The following is a 13079-nucleotide window of genomic DNA, read 5'->3' as shown; positions in this document are numbered from 1 at the left end:
GACGTCGAGGCCGATGAGCACCAAGGACTTCATCGAGAAGGACTACTACAAGGTCCTCGGCGTCCCCAAGGACGCCACCGACGCCGAGGTCAAGAAGGCGTACCGCAAGCTCGCCCGGGAGAACCACCCGGACGCCAACAAGGGCAACGAGAAGGCGGAGGAGCGCTTCAAGGAGATCTCCGAGGCGAACGACGTCCTGGGGGACCCCAAGAAGCGCAAGGAGTACGACGAGGCGCGCGCCCTGTTCGGCAACGGCGGGTTCCGGCCGGGACCCGGCGGGGCCGGCGGCGGCACGTTCAACTTCGACCTGGGCGACCTCTTCGGAGGCGGCGCCCAGGGCCAGGGCGGCTCCGGCGGGTTCGGCGGCGGCATCGGCGATGTCTTCGGCGGCCTGTTCAACCGGGGCGGCGCGGGCGCGGGTACGCGTACGCAGCCGCGCCGCGGCCAGGACATCGAGTCCGAGGTGTCGCTGAGCTTCACCGAGGCGGTGGACGGCGCGACGGTTCCGCTGCGCATGTCCTCCCAGGCGCCCTGCAAGGCGTGCTCCGGCACCGGCGACAAGAACGGCACGCCGCGGGTGTGCCCGACCTGCGTCGGCACCGGGCAGGTCTCGCGGGGCGGCGGTGGCGGCTTCTCCCTCACCGACCCGTGCGTGGACTGCAAGGGGCGCGGCCTCATCGCCGAGACCCCCTGCGAGGTCTGCAAGGGCTCGGGCCGTGCCAAGTCCTCGCGCACCATGCAGGTCCGCATCCCGGCCGGGGTCGCGGACGGGCAGCGCATCCGGCTGCGCGGCAAGGGCGGACCCGGTGAGCGGGGCGGCCCCGCGGGCGACCTGTACGTGGTCGTCCACGTCGCCGCGCACCCCGTCTTCGGCCGCAAGGGCGACAACCTCACGGTGACCGTGCCCGTCACGTTCACCGAGGCGACGCTCGGCGGCGAGGTCAAGGTGCCCACGCTCGGCGGTCCCGCCGTCACCCTGAAGCTGCCCCCGGGCACGCCGAACGGGCGGACGATGCGGGCCCGCGGCAAGGGAGCCGTCCGCAAGGACGGCACGCGCGGAGACCTCCTCGTCACGGTCGAGGTGGCCGTCCCCGAGGAGCAGGATCTTTCCGACGAGGCCCGTTCGGCCCTGGAGTCGTACCGCAAGGCGACTGAGGACACCGATGTGCGGGCAGAACTGTTTCAGGCCGCGAAGGGAGCTTGAGCGAGATGGACGGCCGGCGTCGCACGAACCCGTACGAACTCACCGAGGAAACCCCGGTGTACGTCATTTCGGTGGCGGCCCAGCTTTCCGGCCTGCACCCGCAGACCCTGCGGCAGTACGACCGCCTCGGCCTGGTCTCCCCGGGCCGCACGGCGGGCCGTGGCCGCCGCTACTCGGCCCGCGACATCGAACTGCTGCGCACCGTGCAGCAGTTGTCGCAGGACGAGGGGATCAATCTCGCCGGCATCAAGCGCATCATCGAGCTGGAGAACCAGGTGGCGGCGCTCCAGTCCCGGGTGGCGGAGCTCTCCGCCGCGGTGGACGGCGCCGCGGCCGCCATGCAGCAGCGTGAAGCGGCGGTGCACGCCTCGTACCGCCGTGACCTGGTCCCGTACCAGGAGGTGCAGCAGACCAGCGCACTGGTGGTCTGGCGCCCCAAGCGGCCCCAGGACTGACCTGGACGCAGTCGTACCTGTGAAGGGGCCCGGAGTTCATGAACTCCGGGCCCCTTCGCGTGCGCTCAGGCGTACGTGTACACGGGGGCCGACTCTCTGCCCTCGTCGTCGACGCTCACCACGTAGAAGGGCCCGGAGGCGGCCGTGAAGGCCACCGTCCCGCCCTGCGGGTAGGCCGTGGCGGCCAGGGTCCATGCGGCCGGGTCGGGGTAGCGGTGGGCGTAGACGCGGTAGCTCTGGCCCATGTCGCCCGACCCGGCGTCCCACGAGATCCGGACCTTGTCCCCGCGGACCTGCGCCGTCACCCCGGCCGGCCGCGGAGCCGCGCCCGGCGCGGGGCGGGCGGCGGTCACCGGCGCCGAGACACCGGAGCGCTGCCCCGAGGCGTCGACCGCCTCGACGGTGTAGGTGACGCTCACGCCCCAGGCGGCCTGCGCGTCGGTGAAGCCGGTGCCGTACACGGACTCGGGCCCGTCCGGGTCCTGCTGCCCCTCGGGCTCGGCCCACACCTCGTAGTGGTCGACGTGGTCCGAGGAGGCCTGCCAGCGCACGGTGTTGCCCGCGGTCGTGCCCAGGGCCGTGAGGTCCGCGGGGACGCTCGGCGGTGAGGCGTCCGGGGTCTCCACGTACCAGTCGTCACCGCCGCCGGGCGGCAGCTCGTTCCCCGCCCGGTCGACCGCCCGCAGGCTGTACGCGTACGTGTTCCCGGAGGCCGGGAGGTGATCGGTCGTCGTGGTCGCTGTCAGGAGCGCGGCGCCGCTGACGAGGGCCCACTCCCCGCCCTCGGCGCCCCCGCCGTCCCCGCCGTCCCCGACGTCACGCCGGTAGAGCCGGTACCCGGCGAGGTCGTCCTCGGTGTTCGCGTCCCAGCTGACGGTGGCGGTCTCGGTCCCCGCGTCGTACAACACCTGGAAGCCGGTCGGCAGGCCGGGAGCGGGATCGTCCTCGTGGGCGGCGCCCGCGCTGTGGCTGTGCGGGAGCGCGGCCGCGGTGGTGGCGGCGGGGCCGAGCAGGAGCGTGACGCCGAGGGCGGCCAGGGCGGCGGCGCCGGCGGATCTGCGTGAGGTCATGCCGCGTAAGACCCATGGCGGCCTCGCACGGTTGTGCGGCCCCGCCGGGCCATGGCGCAGGATGGGGGTATGACCGAGATCCGTACCCCCCGCCTCCTGCTGCGCCGCTGGTCGCCCGATGACGACCTCGCCCCGCTCGCCGACATCCAGGCCGACCCGGCCGTGATGCAGCACATCGGCGACGGCGCCCCGCTCTCCCTCGACGAGACCGCCGAGTCCATCGAGCGCTGGGAGGACGAGTGGGACGACGAGGGGTTCGGCGTCTTCGCCGTCGAACTCCTCGGCTCCGGCGAGCTGGCGGGCGCGGTCGGCCTCTACGTCCCCGACGCCCCGCCGCAGATCGCCGACCACATCGGCATCCAGTGGCGCCTCGGCCGCCAGTTCTGGGGCCAGGGGTACGCCTCGGAGGCCGCGCAGGCGTCCCTCGAGTTCGCCCTCCAGGACCGCGGGATCGACCGCGTCGTCGCGGCCGTCCCGGACGGCGACACGTCCTCCCCGAAGGTCCTGGCCAAGCTGGGCATGGCCCAGACCGGCCAGACGAACGGGATCCGGCTCTACGCCATCGACCTGACCGAGTTCCAGGGCTGACCGCCCAGGAACTCCGCCCAGGCGGCGCCGTTGAGTCGCAGAGGTGCGTGGTGCCGGGGGCGTGGGCGTCTTCTGCACAGTCCCCCTCACTGCCGCGCAGTAGGTCAGGTGATCCGGTGCTCCCATCGCAGGGAAGGGGCCTGGTCGATCCAGTACAGGTGGGACGCGGGCGTCACGCGAAGCCGTACGGAGTCGATCTCCGGCGCCCCGGCGTCCTGCCACGCGACGAGGGCACGTTCCACGTCGTCCCACAGGGCCACCGGGCCGCCCTGGCGGACGGTCCAGCTCTCGTCGTCGATGAGGAACTCGGCGAACGACTCCCTCTCCGGATCGAACAGGTACCGCAAGGGCGACCCGTCACTGTCCGTCGCGCGGACGAACTGAGCACTGGGCGTCGCCTCCTCCGCAAGGAAGGCGGGCATCCACTCCTCCAGGACAAGAGGAGATACCTGAGTACGTCGCTCACGGTCCGCGTACGCGGTCCGGGCTGAGAGATCGCCAGCCACCGGGACCACCGCCTGGGCCCGCGCGTGCATGAAGGAGGAGCGCCCGACGATCGAGCCCTCGGCGGTGCCGTCATCGCCGACAGTCAGTTTCGCGAGGCCGGTTCCCCACGACCACGAGCCGACCGTACCGAGGACGACGCCTCCGGGTCTCGTCTGCCTGATCCACGCGTACGGGATGCGGCGGACCGCGCAGGTGGCGATGGTTCGGTCGTACGGTGCCCGGAACGGGTGGCCCAGGAGTCCGTCGCCCGTTGCTGTCCACGTCGAGAAGCCGGCGGCTTCGAGAGCGGCATCGGCGCGTGCCGCCACTTGTGCGTCGACCTCGACCGTGGCGACGTTGTCCTCCCCGAGGTAGTGGCACATCAGGGCGGTGGAGTAGCCGGTGCCCGTGCCGATCTCCAGGACTCGGTGGCCCGTCGCGAGGTCCAGGGTCTCGATCATGCCGACGACGGTGGCCGGGTCGGTCGAGGAGGACGTGGGCACGCCTATGACGGATTCGTCGGCCTGGTCGGCGGTGAGGTGGCCGTCGAGCTGGGTGGTGAGGGTGTCGACGCCGTATGCGATCTTCAGCCACTCGTCCGGGTCCGTGTCGGCGGTGGTGACGGGCCGCCAGGTTCGCCCTTCGTCCAGGAAGACTCCCGGGCGCAGGAACCGCTCACGGGGGACGGCTTCGACGGCCGCACGCAGCCAGGGGGATTTCAGTACACCTCCGTTCGTGAGCACGGTCGCCAAGCGACGTCGCTCGGATGCCGGGTCGGTCATCGTCGGTCTCCCTGCACGAGTAGGTCGGCGAAGGCCGTGGACATCGGGAGGCCGGTCTCGGTCTCCAGCCACCCCCACTGTCCGTTGGGATTCAGTTCCAGCCACCAGTAGTCCCCCTCGCGGTCGACCGCGAGGTCGAAGCTCCCCGATACCAGATCCAGTCGGTTCAGGTAGGCATGCAGGCCCTTGGCCACCCGGTCGGGAAGGTGCTCCACGGTGTAGGCCAGGGCGCTGTAGTCCTTGCGCCAGTCCAGGAGGTCGGAGTCGATGCGTACGGCGAACGTCCGCCGACCGGCGATCAGCACGCGGATATCGGCGACCTTGTCCACACGAGCCTGGAACAAGTGGGGGACGACCCGGACGCTGTCGTCGATCTCGGCGGCGGTGACAGGGTCCGCCCAGCCGGTCACCGGCACGCTGTCCCGCGTGTAGGGGGTCCATCGCAGCGTCTTGAAGATCGCGCGCCCCTGAGCGTGGACGAACTCGCGGGCTTCGTCCGGGTCGTTGGTGACCAGAGTGGGCGGGACGGTGAAGCCGAGTTGCTGGGCGAGAACGAGCTGAGCGGGCTTGTAGTCGGCTGCGGCAGTGCGCAGGGGGTGGTTGACCCAGAGCGGACCATCCAAGGCGTAGAGGGTGCCACCGAGTCCGTAGCGGACCTGCGCCGCCGCGAAGCGTGAGTCGTCGGCGGACAAGTGGGGAAACGTAGGCCACTTCGGGCGGCGCCAGTACACGGACCGGACTTGAGCCATATCAGCGGTTCTCGACGGGGTGCGCACCTGCCCGGCCACAGGGGGCGGGCAGGTGCCGAACTGAGCCGAGATCGTGAGGTCCTCGCCGATGTCGGCGGGGTTGAACCGGAGCACCGGCACATCGCGCCGGTTGAGTTCGGCGATGACCATGTCGGCGGTGATGTCGTCCGCCTCGGTGACCACCAGAACCGGCCTCTCCTCGGTCCCGGCCATCAGTCCTGGTTGCTGTCCTGGTCGTGGCCCTGGTCGTTGTTGGAGTCCGAGTTCGTCGTCGTGGAGGTCTCGGTCCCGGAGCTGGTGCCGTGCCTGCCCATCTCGACCACCCGCCCGACACGGTCGCGGAACACCCCGAGCTGCGTCGTGGGGTCGATGGCGACCGTGGTGTGGGGTCGACGGATGACCGTCGGGTAGGGCGCGAGTCGGCTCACACCCCACGGCCGGATGGGGGAAGGGAGTGCGGCAGAGGTGGTCATGGGTCTCCTTGGGTCGAAGGGTGTGGAGGGCCCTTCGGCCTCCGAGCGGTGTGTGACCAGTGAACGACGATCCGTCACCTTCCCCCAAAGCCAAGCTCGCGCAATGCCTGGGCGTTTTCCAGGCGTTGACGTGTGGCGGGCATGAGTGCGTGAAAGGGTTCGCGTGAGGGGAGACCTATGACGTCGAGACGGAAGCTCCTTGCGGAAAGGCGTGCGGCCCGGGGCTATTCTCAGGAGGAATTCGCAGAAGCGCTCTCGGTGGCCGCGTCCACCGTGGTCCGTTGGGAAAGTGGTCGCGCCACCCCGCGCCCCCACCAACGGCCCAAGATCGCTTGCCTGTTGCGAGTGACTCTCCCCCAGCTGGAAGCTCTCTTCTCCGACGGACAGCCGGCCGGGACAGCCGGGCTCTCCGCTGCTCCACCCCTCCTCCATGGTGATGATGACGATATGAAGCGCCGCGAAGTCCTTGGTCTGCTCGCCGTCACGGGTGCGCTGGTCGCTCTTCCCGATTCCGGTGCGGCCACCCGGGGGCGGGCAGCGCCGACGCCTCTGGAGACGGGGGACGACCTCCGTCGCAGCCTCTGGCAGGTCTACGCGCTGTCGGACTCCAAGCAGGTCGTCTTCCCAGCGGTGCGCGCACAGCTCGATGTGATGGCGAAGGGACTGGCCGAGACCCGTACGGCTGCGGATCGGTCCCGGCTGTGTCGGATGACGGCCGACCTCTACCAACTCGTCGGTGAGCTGTACTTCGACGTCAACCGGTACACCGACGCCGCGCAGTGCTACACACTGGCCGCCAATGCGGCCCATGCCGGTGGGGACCACGATCTGTGGGCCTGTGCCATGACCCGCCACGCGTACGTCGAGCTGTACGCGCGCCGCGCACACGCGGCCCAGCCCCTGCTCGCGGCAGCTTTCCGTATCGCCAGGCGGGGTGACGACGCTCTTGCCACCCGCTACTGGGTCGCGGCCGTCCAGGCGCAGGCGTACGCGGCCATGGGTGATCTCGATGCGTGCAACCGGGCGTTGGATGAAGCCGGGAAAGTGCAGGCCCTCGACGGCGCTCACTCCCACAACGGCGGCTGGCTCCGCTTCGACGGCTCCCGCCTGGCCGAGGAGAAAGGGGCCTGCTACCTCCAGCTGGGCCGCCCTGATCTCGCTGAGGAAGCGCTCACCGCGGCCCTTGCCCAGCCTCTGTCCCTGCGTCGCCGCGCTGCTGTTCTGAGCGACCTCGCCGTGCTCGGGGCGCACAGGCGGGACGTCGACCAGGTCGTGCACTACGCGGAGGAAGCACTCGGACTGGCGGACCGGTCGGAATCGGGTTTCATCTGCAAGAAGCTGGAAGCGCTTCGCGGGCGTCTTGCCCCGCTCGTGTCCGATGACCGAGTCTCGACTCTTGATCACCGAATCGCGGCGCTTCCGCGCACCGCATGACGAGAGGGACACGCGCATGAACGACGGCCGGATCTTCCGCGAGGCGTGGATCGACGGTGTGAACAAGCACTACCCCGGCGACCCGAAGCCCGGCTACATCACGCCGTGGGACCAGACGCCCGATTGGGAGCGCGAAGCAGCCGCCGCCGTGTACGGGCAGGTGCGCGACTTCATCAAGGTCAGCGGCGGGCATGCGGCCCAGCTCACCCGCGAGCAGAAGGGGCGATTCGTCGCGATCTGCTGGACCGCCCAGATGTTCAAGCACTTCGAGGACCCCAAGCCCGGGTACGTCGCCGACTGGGCCGACCTGCCGACCTGGCAGCAGGAGACGGACACCGACATCTTCGAACGTGTCGAGCAGACCGTCTGACCCCAGGAGCGACGACGCCGCTCCCGAGCTGCAACTCAGCCCGGACGGCGCCGAGTCGGGCCGGCGCCTTGGCCTCGCCCGCCCACCGGCGGCCGGAAACCCGGGCGCCGGTCACGCGGGCGGCACCACCAAAGGAACAACCGAGAGGGAAAGAACCCCCGCCAAACCCCACCCCTCCTCCCGGTGCGACACGAACGGGTGAAGGTCAACAACTCGGCTTGCGCGCACGCCCTTTGCGCCCCCTACGCTCACGCACAGCAGAACAGCACGCATGGCCGTGCATGAACCCGCATGACCACAACCCCCAGACATGCGACGGCCCCCGCCGGGACTGCAATCCCAGTGCGAGGGCCTGACCGCCGAGGAAGAAGAGACCTTCCCGATGGATACCCAGCACCTTAGCGCGCCCCCGCACTCCTCGGGCGGCATCTCCCACGAGAACACCCGCCACCACGCCCGGTTCACGGTCATCGGCAACCACCTCGCCCAGCACCGCGACCTCTCCGCCCTCGCGATCGGCCTCGCCGTCCACATCCAGTCCCTCCCGGCAGGGGCCCGCGCGGACGTCCGTACCCTCGCCGCCCGTTTCCCGGAGGGCACGACGCGGATCGCCGCCGCCCTGCGCGAGCTGGAGACCCACGGCTACCTGCGCCGCGAGCGCAGGCGCACCCCCGACGGGCGGGTCCGTACGCGCACCGTCTCCTGCAACCAGCCGGGCGCGGTCCCCGAGGCCGCCGCGCCGCGCCGCCCACCGGTCCCGAAGAAACCCCGGCCCCTCGCCGTCCCCCACCCGGAGCACACCCCGCGCCCAGGCGTCCTCCAAGCCGCCACCGACCTGCTCGCAGGCCTGCACCGCACGGACGCCCGCCTGACCCTTGCCGCCCGCGACGCCGAACGCCTCGCGCCCGGGGTCGTCGCCTGGCTGGAGCGGGACCTCGCCCCGGCGGCCGTCCGCCACGCCCTCACCCGCGACCTGCCCGAGGACCGCCCGATCCAGCGCCCGGCCGCCTTCCTGGCCCACCGCCTGACCGCCCAGCTCCCGCCCCGGGGGCACGCGGTCAGGCCGACCCCCGCACCCGCGCCCGCAGCCGTCCGGCACCCGCTGCGCAACTGCGACGTCTGCGACCACGCCTACCGCGGCCCGGAGCCCGGACCCTGCCCGGGCTGCCGCCCCGCGCCGCGCTGACCGCGATCACGTTGTTGTGCCGCCCGTACACCGCGCCCACACTGGAAAGGAGGTGCGCCACGATGACCGCTCTTGCCGCTGAGAGGCCCAGGACGATGCCAGACACCAGGACCGCCCAGACCCCGTCCGACGCCGGGCTGTCCGCGCTGGACACCGTGGTGTGGCAGACCTGGAAGGCCGTGAAGCTCCCCGAGGGCTACCACGCCGAGATCATCGAAGGAACCATCGAGGTGTCGCCCACCGGGTGCTTCGCCCACGGCCAGATCGTCAATCTGCTCCGCGACGAACTCGTCCCGTTCTTGAAAGAGACCGACTTCGTCGTGCGCAACGACATGAACGTGGTGCACCGGGGCAGCGCCTGGATCCCGGACCTGTTCATCGTCCCCAGGGACATCGACCGGCACGTCACGGCCGACGGCCTGGGCATCACCGCCGCGGCTGTGCGCCTCGTCGTCGAAGTCGTCTCCCCAGGCGCGCGCAACCAGGACCGCGACCGCGTGAAGAAGCGCCGCGCGTACGCCCGCGCAGGCATCCCGGTCTACGTGATCATCGACGACCACGACGCCGAGGGCACCGTCACCGTGCTGACCGAGCCGCGCCCCGACAGGGAGGACTGGGCAGGCGTGCACCAGGTCCCGTACGGCACCGAGGTGGTCCTCCCCGAGGGGCCGGCCAAGGGGTTCGTCGTCGGCGAGGCGATCACCGGGGCACGCAGGAGCCGGTAGTGCGCCGCGCAGGAGCCGGTAGCGCGCCGCTCCTCTCCTCCCGGCGCACGCACGTAACCGTCGGCTCCTGACGCCAGTCGTCACCCAGGGTGTTACCGCCGGGTACACATGTCCGGTATTCGCCGTATCTGGCTTCATGTGGGGAAGTAACGGATGCGGTTTCGTTGCGGTGTTGCTTCACCTCTTGACGCGATGTGGGTGGCCGAGTTGGCTTCGAGCCACCTCGGCCGCACCGTTGCGGCCACGTCAGGGAGGTATCCGTAATGAACACGCGAATGCGATGTGCCGCGCTGGCCGGCGCCGCATCCGTCCTGGTGGTCTCGGTCTCGGCCTGCGGTGGTGTGCTGCCCGGTGGGGACAGTGAGAGCAGCGCGCCCGTGCGCAAGGGAAACGATGTCAGGATCGGCCTGCTGCTTCCGGAGACGGAGACCGCACGCTACGAGAAGTTCGACCACCCGCACATCAAGCAGGAGATAGCCAAACTCACCGACGGCCAGGGCGAGCTGGTCTACGCCAACGCCGAGCAGGACGCCGGTCTGCAGAACCGGCAGGTCGACCAGATGATCGCCAAGAAGGTCGACGCGCTGATCATCGACGCCGTCGACGCGAAGAAGATCACCGCCTCGGTGCAGAAGGCGAAGGACGCGGGCATCCACGTCATCGCCTACGACCGCCTCGCGCAGGGGCCGGTCGACGCCTACGTCGGTTTCGACAACGGGCTCGTCGGCCAGACCCAGGGCAAGGAGCTGGTCCAGGCCCTCGGCGACAAGGCCACCAAGAGCAGCAAGATCGTCATGATGAACGGCTCGCCGACCGACCCGAACGCCGTCGAGTTCAAGGAAGCCGCCCGTGCCGAGCTGGCGGACTCGGTGACGATCGCGAAGTCGTACGACACCGTGGCCTGGAAGCCGCAGAACGCCAAGGCCAACATGGAACAGGCCATCGCGGCGATCGGCGCCTCCCACATCGCCGGGGTGTACTCCGCCAACGACGGCATGGCGGGCGGCGTGGTCGAGGCGCTCAAGGGCGCGGGCCTCACCAAGATGCCGCCGATCACCGGCCAGGACGCCGAGCTGCCCGCGGTGCAGCGCATCCTGACGGGCGACCAGTACATGAGCGTCTACAAGCCCTACCCGGAGGAAGCCGCCACGGCCGCCGAGATGGCGGTGCGGGTCGCGCAGGGCCGGACCATCGAGTTCGAGGCCCTCGCGATGGACCGGACCGACAGCCCGACGAACAAGCAGATCCGCACGGCGAGCGTGAGCGTCGTCGCGCTGACCCGCGACAACATCAAGCAGACCGTGGTCAAGGACGGCATCCTCAAGGTGAAGGAGATCTGCACGCCGAAGTACGCGGCCGCGTGCGCGGAGGCCGGCCTGACGTAGGCCCGCTCCGCGCCCGGCGCCCGGCGCGGGCGGCAGTGTGCCCGCCCGCGCCCGCCGGGCCCCGGGAGCCCGCTCAGCGCTCCTGGTCCAGGAGGCCCGACTGGCCGATGAGGTAGCCGAGCTGCGCCCGGCTCTCGCTGCCCAGGGTGGCCGCCAGCTTGGCGATGTGGTGGCGGACCGTGCGGATGTTCACGCCGAGGCGCTCGGCGATCACCGCGTCGGTGTGCCCCTCGATGAGCAGCGCCGCGATGGTGCGCTGCCGGTCCGACGGATCGCTGGGCGGGAGCGACTCCTGCGCCGCCGCGGGATGCATCGGCGCCGCGAGCCGCCACAGCCGCTCGAAGGTGGTCACCAGGTAGCTGATCAGCGCCGGGTGGCGGATCTCCAGCGCGACGGTCCGGTCCGGGTTGGCGGGGATGAAGGCGACGGTGCGGTCGAGCAGCACGAGCCGCTCGGTCACCTCGTCCAGGGTGCGCACCTGCACGTCCCCGTCGAGCTGCTCGAAGTGCGCGCGCACGGCGGGCGAGTGGCGGGTGCTGTGCTGGTACAGCGTGCGCATCCGGCAGCCGCGGGAGAGCAGCCGCTGCTCGCGCGGCAGGACGTCGGCGAGCAGGTCCGGCGGGCGGAAGCCGCCGGGCTGGATGGTGAGCAGCTCCTGCGAGGAGGCCAGCATCGCGTCGGCGATCGCCGCGTTGATCCGCTGGAAGCCCATGAGGACGGTCAGCATCGGCGCGTTCGGCACCGCCGCGCGCTCGGCGTCGAGCGTCATGAGCGGGGCGAAGGCCCGGGCCAGCCGGGTCTCCCGGTCCCGCTGCCGGGCGATCTCGTCCTCGATGCCGTTCAGCAGGGCGGGCAGCGCCACGGCCGGGGCGACCGGCCGCAGCCACTCGGGCTCCGCCGGGTCGGGCTTGAGCAGCCCGTGTTCGAGCAGGCAGGGCGCGTCGCCGAGGTCCTCCCTGCGCACCCGTCCCCAGTGCAGCGCGTGGGCGTAGAGCTGCGATCCCGCGTCGCAGAACTCCTCGACCCCGTGGGGGTGCGCCCAGGCTCTCACTTGGTGCTCCCCGCGGTCGGCACGCCGGGCTCCTGGTCGAGGATGCCGGAGCGGGCGATGAGGAAGCCCAGCTGGGCGCGGCTGCCGCTGCCGAGGGACGCGGCGATCTTCGCGATGTGGGCGCGGCAGGTGCGTACGTTCATCCCGAGCCGGCGGGCGATCGCCTCGTCCACGTGTCCCTCGATCAGGAGCTTGGCTATGGAGCGCTGGACGCCGGTGATGCCGTCGGTGGACGGCGGGTAGGGCGGGTCCTCCAGGAGCGGCGTCGCGCGCCGCCACAGGTCCTCGAAGACCTTGGTGAGGTACTCGACGAGTCCGGGGTGGCGCAGCTCCAGGGCGGTCTGCCGGTCGTCGCCCACCGGGATGAGGGCCGCGCTCCTGTCGAAGATCATCAGCCGGTCGATCAGCTCCTCCAGGGTGCGGATCTCCACGTTGGCCCGCTCGATGCGGGCCGCGTACGCGAGCGTCCCCTGGCTGTGGCGCACGGTGTGCTGGTAGATGGTGCGCATGGCGACGCCCCGGTCCAGGATCGTCTGGCCGCGCTTGAGCGCCACGTTCAGGGTGTTCTCGCTGCGACCGCCGCCGGGCTGCACGGTGAGGACCTCGAAGCGGCACTCCGCGGTGAGGCGCTCGATGCCCGCGTTGATCCGGGCGTCGCCTTCGAGGACGGTGATGGCGTGGGTGGTCGGCTCCGCCCGCGCGGTGATGGCCAGGAAGGGCTCGAAGAGGTCGGTCAGCCGGACCGCCGCTCTGCGCCGCTCCTGGATCTCCCGCTCCAGCGGCAGCAGCCACTGCGCGAGCGCGGCCGACGGCGGAACCGGACGCAGCCAGCTCGGGTCGTCCGGATCCGGGTGCAGCAGCGCCGCTTCGAGGAGGCACGGCGCGTTCTCCGCGTTCGCGCGCGCGAGGCGGCCCTCGTTCAGAGCAGCGGTGTAGAGACGCGCACCTTCGTCACAGAGCGGAGTTGTGGGGTGGGGATGTGTCGGTTTGGTGCTTGTTGCGAACAATCTCCACCCCCCAGGGTCCTGAACGTGCAGGAACATGATGCATCGACTCTGTGGCTTTGACGTGCCGGATTGAGACATCGTCTTGTTGCAGCCGGGGGAGAGGAACTTACCAAG

At 70.9% G+C, this 13079-nt stretch carries 14 protein-coding genes and 1 pseudogene; 9 read left to right on the top strand and 6 right to left on the bottom strand.

From position 1 onward, the window contains the following. Positions 1-13: 13 nt before the first annotated feature. A complete protein-coding gene (gene dnaJ / locus ACIBW6_RS15420) occupies positions 14-1204 on the top strand; it encodes a molecular chaperone DnaJ (RefSeq protein ID WP_399059811.1) in 1191 nt (396 codons plus the stop codon). Positions 1205-1209: 5 nt separating this feature from the next. Next, positions 1210-1659, top strand: coding sequence for a heat shock protein transcriptional repressor HspR (locus tag ACIBW6_RS15415; RefSeq protein ID WP_399059810.1), 450 nt, complete (start codon positions 1210-1212; stop codon positions 1657-1659). A 65-nt stretch (positions 1660-1724) separates the two neighbouring features. On the opposite strand, the gene ACIBW6_RS15410 is transcribed toward ACIBW6_RS15415, so the two are convergent. Further along, on the bottom strand, positions 1725-2729 hold the full coding sequence (locus ACIBW6_RS15410; RefSeq protein WP_399059809.1) for a hypothetical protein: 1005 nt from the start codon (positions 2727-2729) through the stop codon (positions 1725-1727). Positions 2730-2798: 69 nt separating this feature from the next. Here ACIBW6_RS15410 and ACIBW6_RS15405 point away from each other — a divergent pair, with 69 nt between their 5' ends. Then, positions 2799-3317, top strand: a complete 519-nt coding sequence (locus ACIBW6_RS15405) for a GNAT family N-acetyltransferase (protein ID WP_399059808.1) — start codon at positions 2799-2801, stop codon at positions 3315-3317. 104 nt (positions 3318-3421) lie between these two features. On the opposite strand, the gene tgmC is transcribed toward ACIBW6_RS15405, so the two are convergent. Genes tgmC through tgmA form a run of 3 tightly spaced genes read right to left on the bottom strand, consistent with a single transcriptional unit; the run spans position 3422 to position 5807 of the window. Then, the gene (tgmC, locus tag ACIBW6_RS15400) at positions 3422-4585 is read right to left on the bottom strand and encodes an ATP-grasp peptide maturase system methyltransferase (RefSeq protein ID WP_399059806.1); all 1164 of its coding nucleotides are present in this window, start codon (positions 4583-4585) and stop codon (positions 3422-3424) included. Further along, complete coding sequence (gene tgmB, locus ACIBW6_RS15395; RefSeq protein ID WP_399059805.1) at positions 4582-5547, bottom strand: ATP-grasp ribosomal peptide maturase; 966 nt, start codon at positions 5545-5547, stop codon at positions 4582-4584. The genes tgmC and tgmB overlap by 4 nt, the downstream gene beginning before the upstream one ends. Next, entirely contained in the window at positions 5547-5807 is a 261-nt protein-coding gene (tgmA, locus tag ACIBW6_RS15390) for a putative ATP-grasp-modified RiPP (RefSeq protein ID WP_399059804.1), read from the bottom strand. The genes tgmB and tgmA overlap by 1 nt, the downstream gene beginning before the upstream one ends. Positions 5808-5984: 177 nt before the next feature. Here tgmA and ACIBW6_RS15385 point away from each other — a divergent pair. The 6 genes and pseudogenes from ACIBW6_RS15385 to ACIBW6_RS15360 form a co-directional block, all read left to right on the top strand. Further along, positions 5985-6167, top strand: a pseudogene (locus tag ACIBW6_RS15385) (helix-turn-helix transcriptional regulator); the annotation flags it as partial. An 87-nt stretch (positions 6168-6254) separates the two neighbouring features. Further along, the gene (locus ACIBW6_RS15380; protein ID WP_399060029.1) at positions 6255-7241 is read left to right on the top strand and encodes a transcriptional regulator; all 987 of its coding nucleotides are present in this window, start codon (positions 6255-6257) and stop codon (positions 7239-7241) included. Positions 7242-7257: 16 nt separating this feature from the next. Further along, positions 7258-7611: a hypothetical protein gene (locus ACIBW6_RS15375; protein ID WP_399059803.1), complete on the top strand. Its 354-nt coding sequence runs from the start codon at positions 7258-7260 to the stop codon at positions 7609-7611. Between the two features lie 382 nt (positions 7612-7993). Continuing rightward, positions 7994-8797 carry a helix-turn-helix domain-containing protein gene (locus ACIBW6_RS15370; RefSeq protein WP_399059802.1) on the top strand — a complete coding sequence of 268 codons (804 nt, stop codon included), beginning with the start codon at positions 7994-7996 and terminating at the stop codon, positions 8795-8797. Positions 8798-8892: 95 nt separating this feature from the next. Next, a complete protein-coding gene (locus ACIBW6_RS15365; protein WP_399059801.1) occupies positions 8893-9522 on the top strand; it encodes a Uma2 family endonuclease in 630 nt (209 codons plus the stop codon). A 263-nt stretch (positions 9523-9785) separates the two neighbouring features. Then, a complete protein-coding gene (locus tag ACIBW6_RS15360) occupies positions 9786-10907 on the top strand; it encodes a sugar ABC transporter substrate-binding protein (protein WP_399059800.1) in 1122 nt (373 codons plus the stop codon). 73 nt (positions 10908-10980) lie between these two features. On the opposite strand, the gene ACIBW6_RS15355 is transcribed toward ACIBW6_RS15360, so the two are convergent. Together ACIBW6_RS15355 and ACIBW6_RS15350 are read right to left on the bottom strand one after the other, a co-directional pair. Further along, positions 10981-11958 carry a LuxR C-terminal-related transcriptional regulator gene (locus ACIBW6_RS15355; RefSeq protein WP_399059799.1) on the bottom strand — a complete coding sequence of 326 codons (978 nt, stop codon included), beginning with the start codon at positions 11956-11958 and terminating at the stop codon, positions 10981-10983. Then, a complete protein-coding gene (locus ACIBW6_RS15350) occupies positions 11955-12965 on the bottom strand; it encodes a helix-turn-helix transcriptional regulator (protein WP_399059798.1) in 1011 nt (336 codons plus the stop codon). The genes ACIBW6_RS15355 and ACIBW6_RS15350 overlap by 4 nt, the downstream gene beginning before the upstream one ends. Positions 12966-13079 lie beyond the last annotated feature (114 nt).

Source organism: Streptomyces sp. NPDC049813, from assembly GCF_044465085.1.
Lineage (GTDB): Bacteria > Actinomycetota > Actinomycetes > Streptomycetales > Streptomycetaceae > Streptomyces.
The sequence above is the reverse complement of the archived record's forward strand: the minus strand, read 5'-3'. Positions and strand labels throughout refer to the sequence as shown.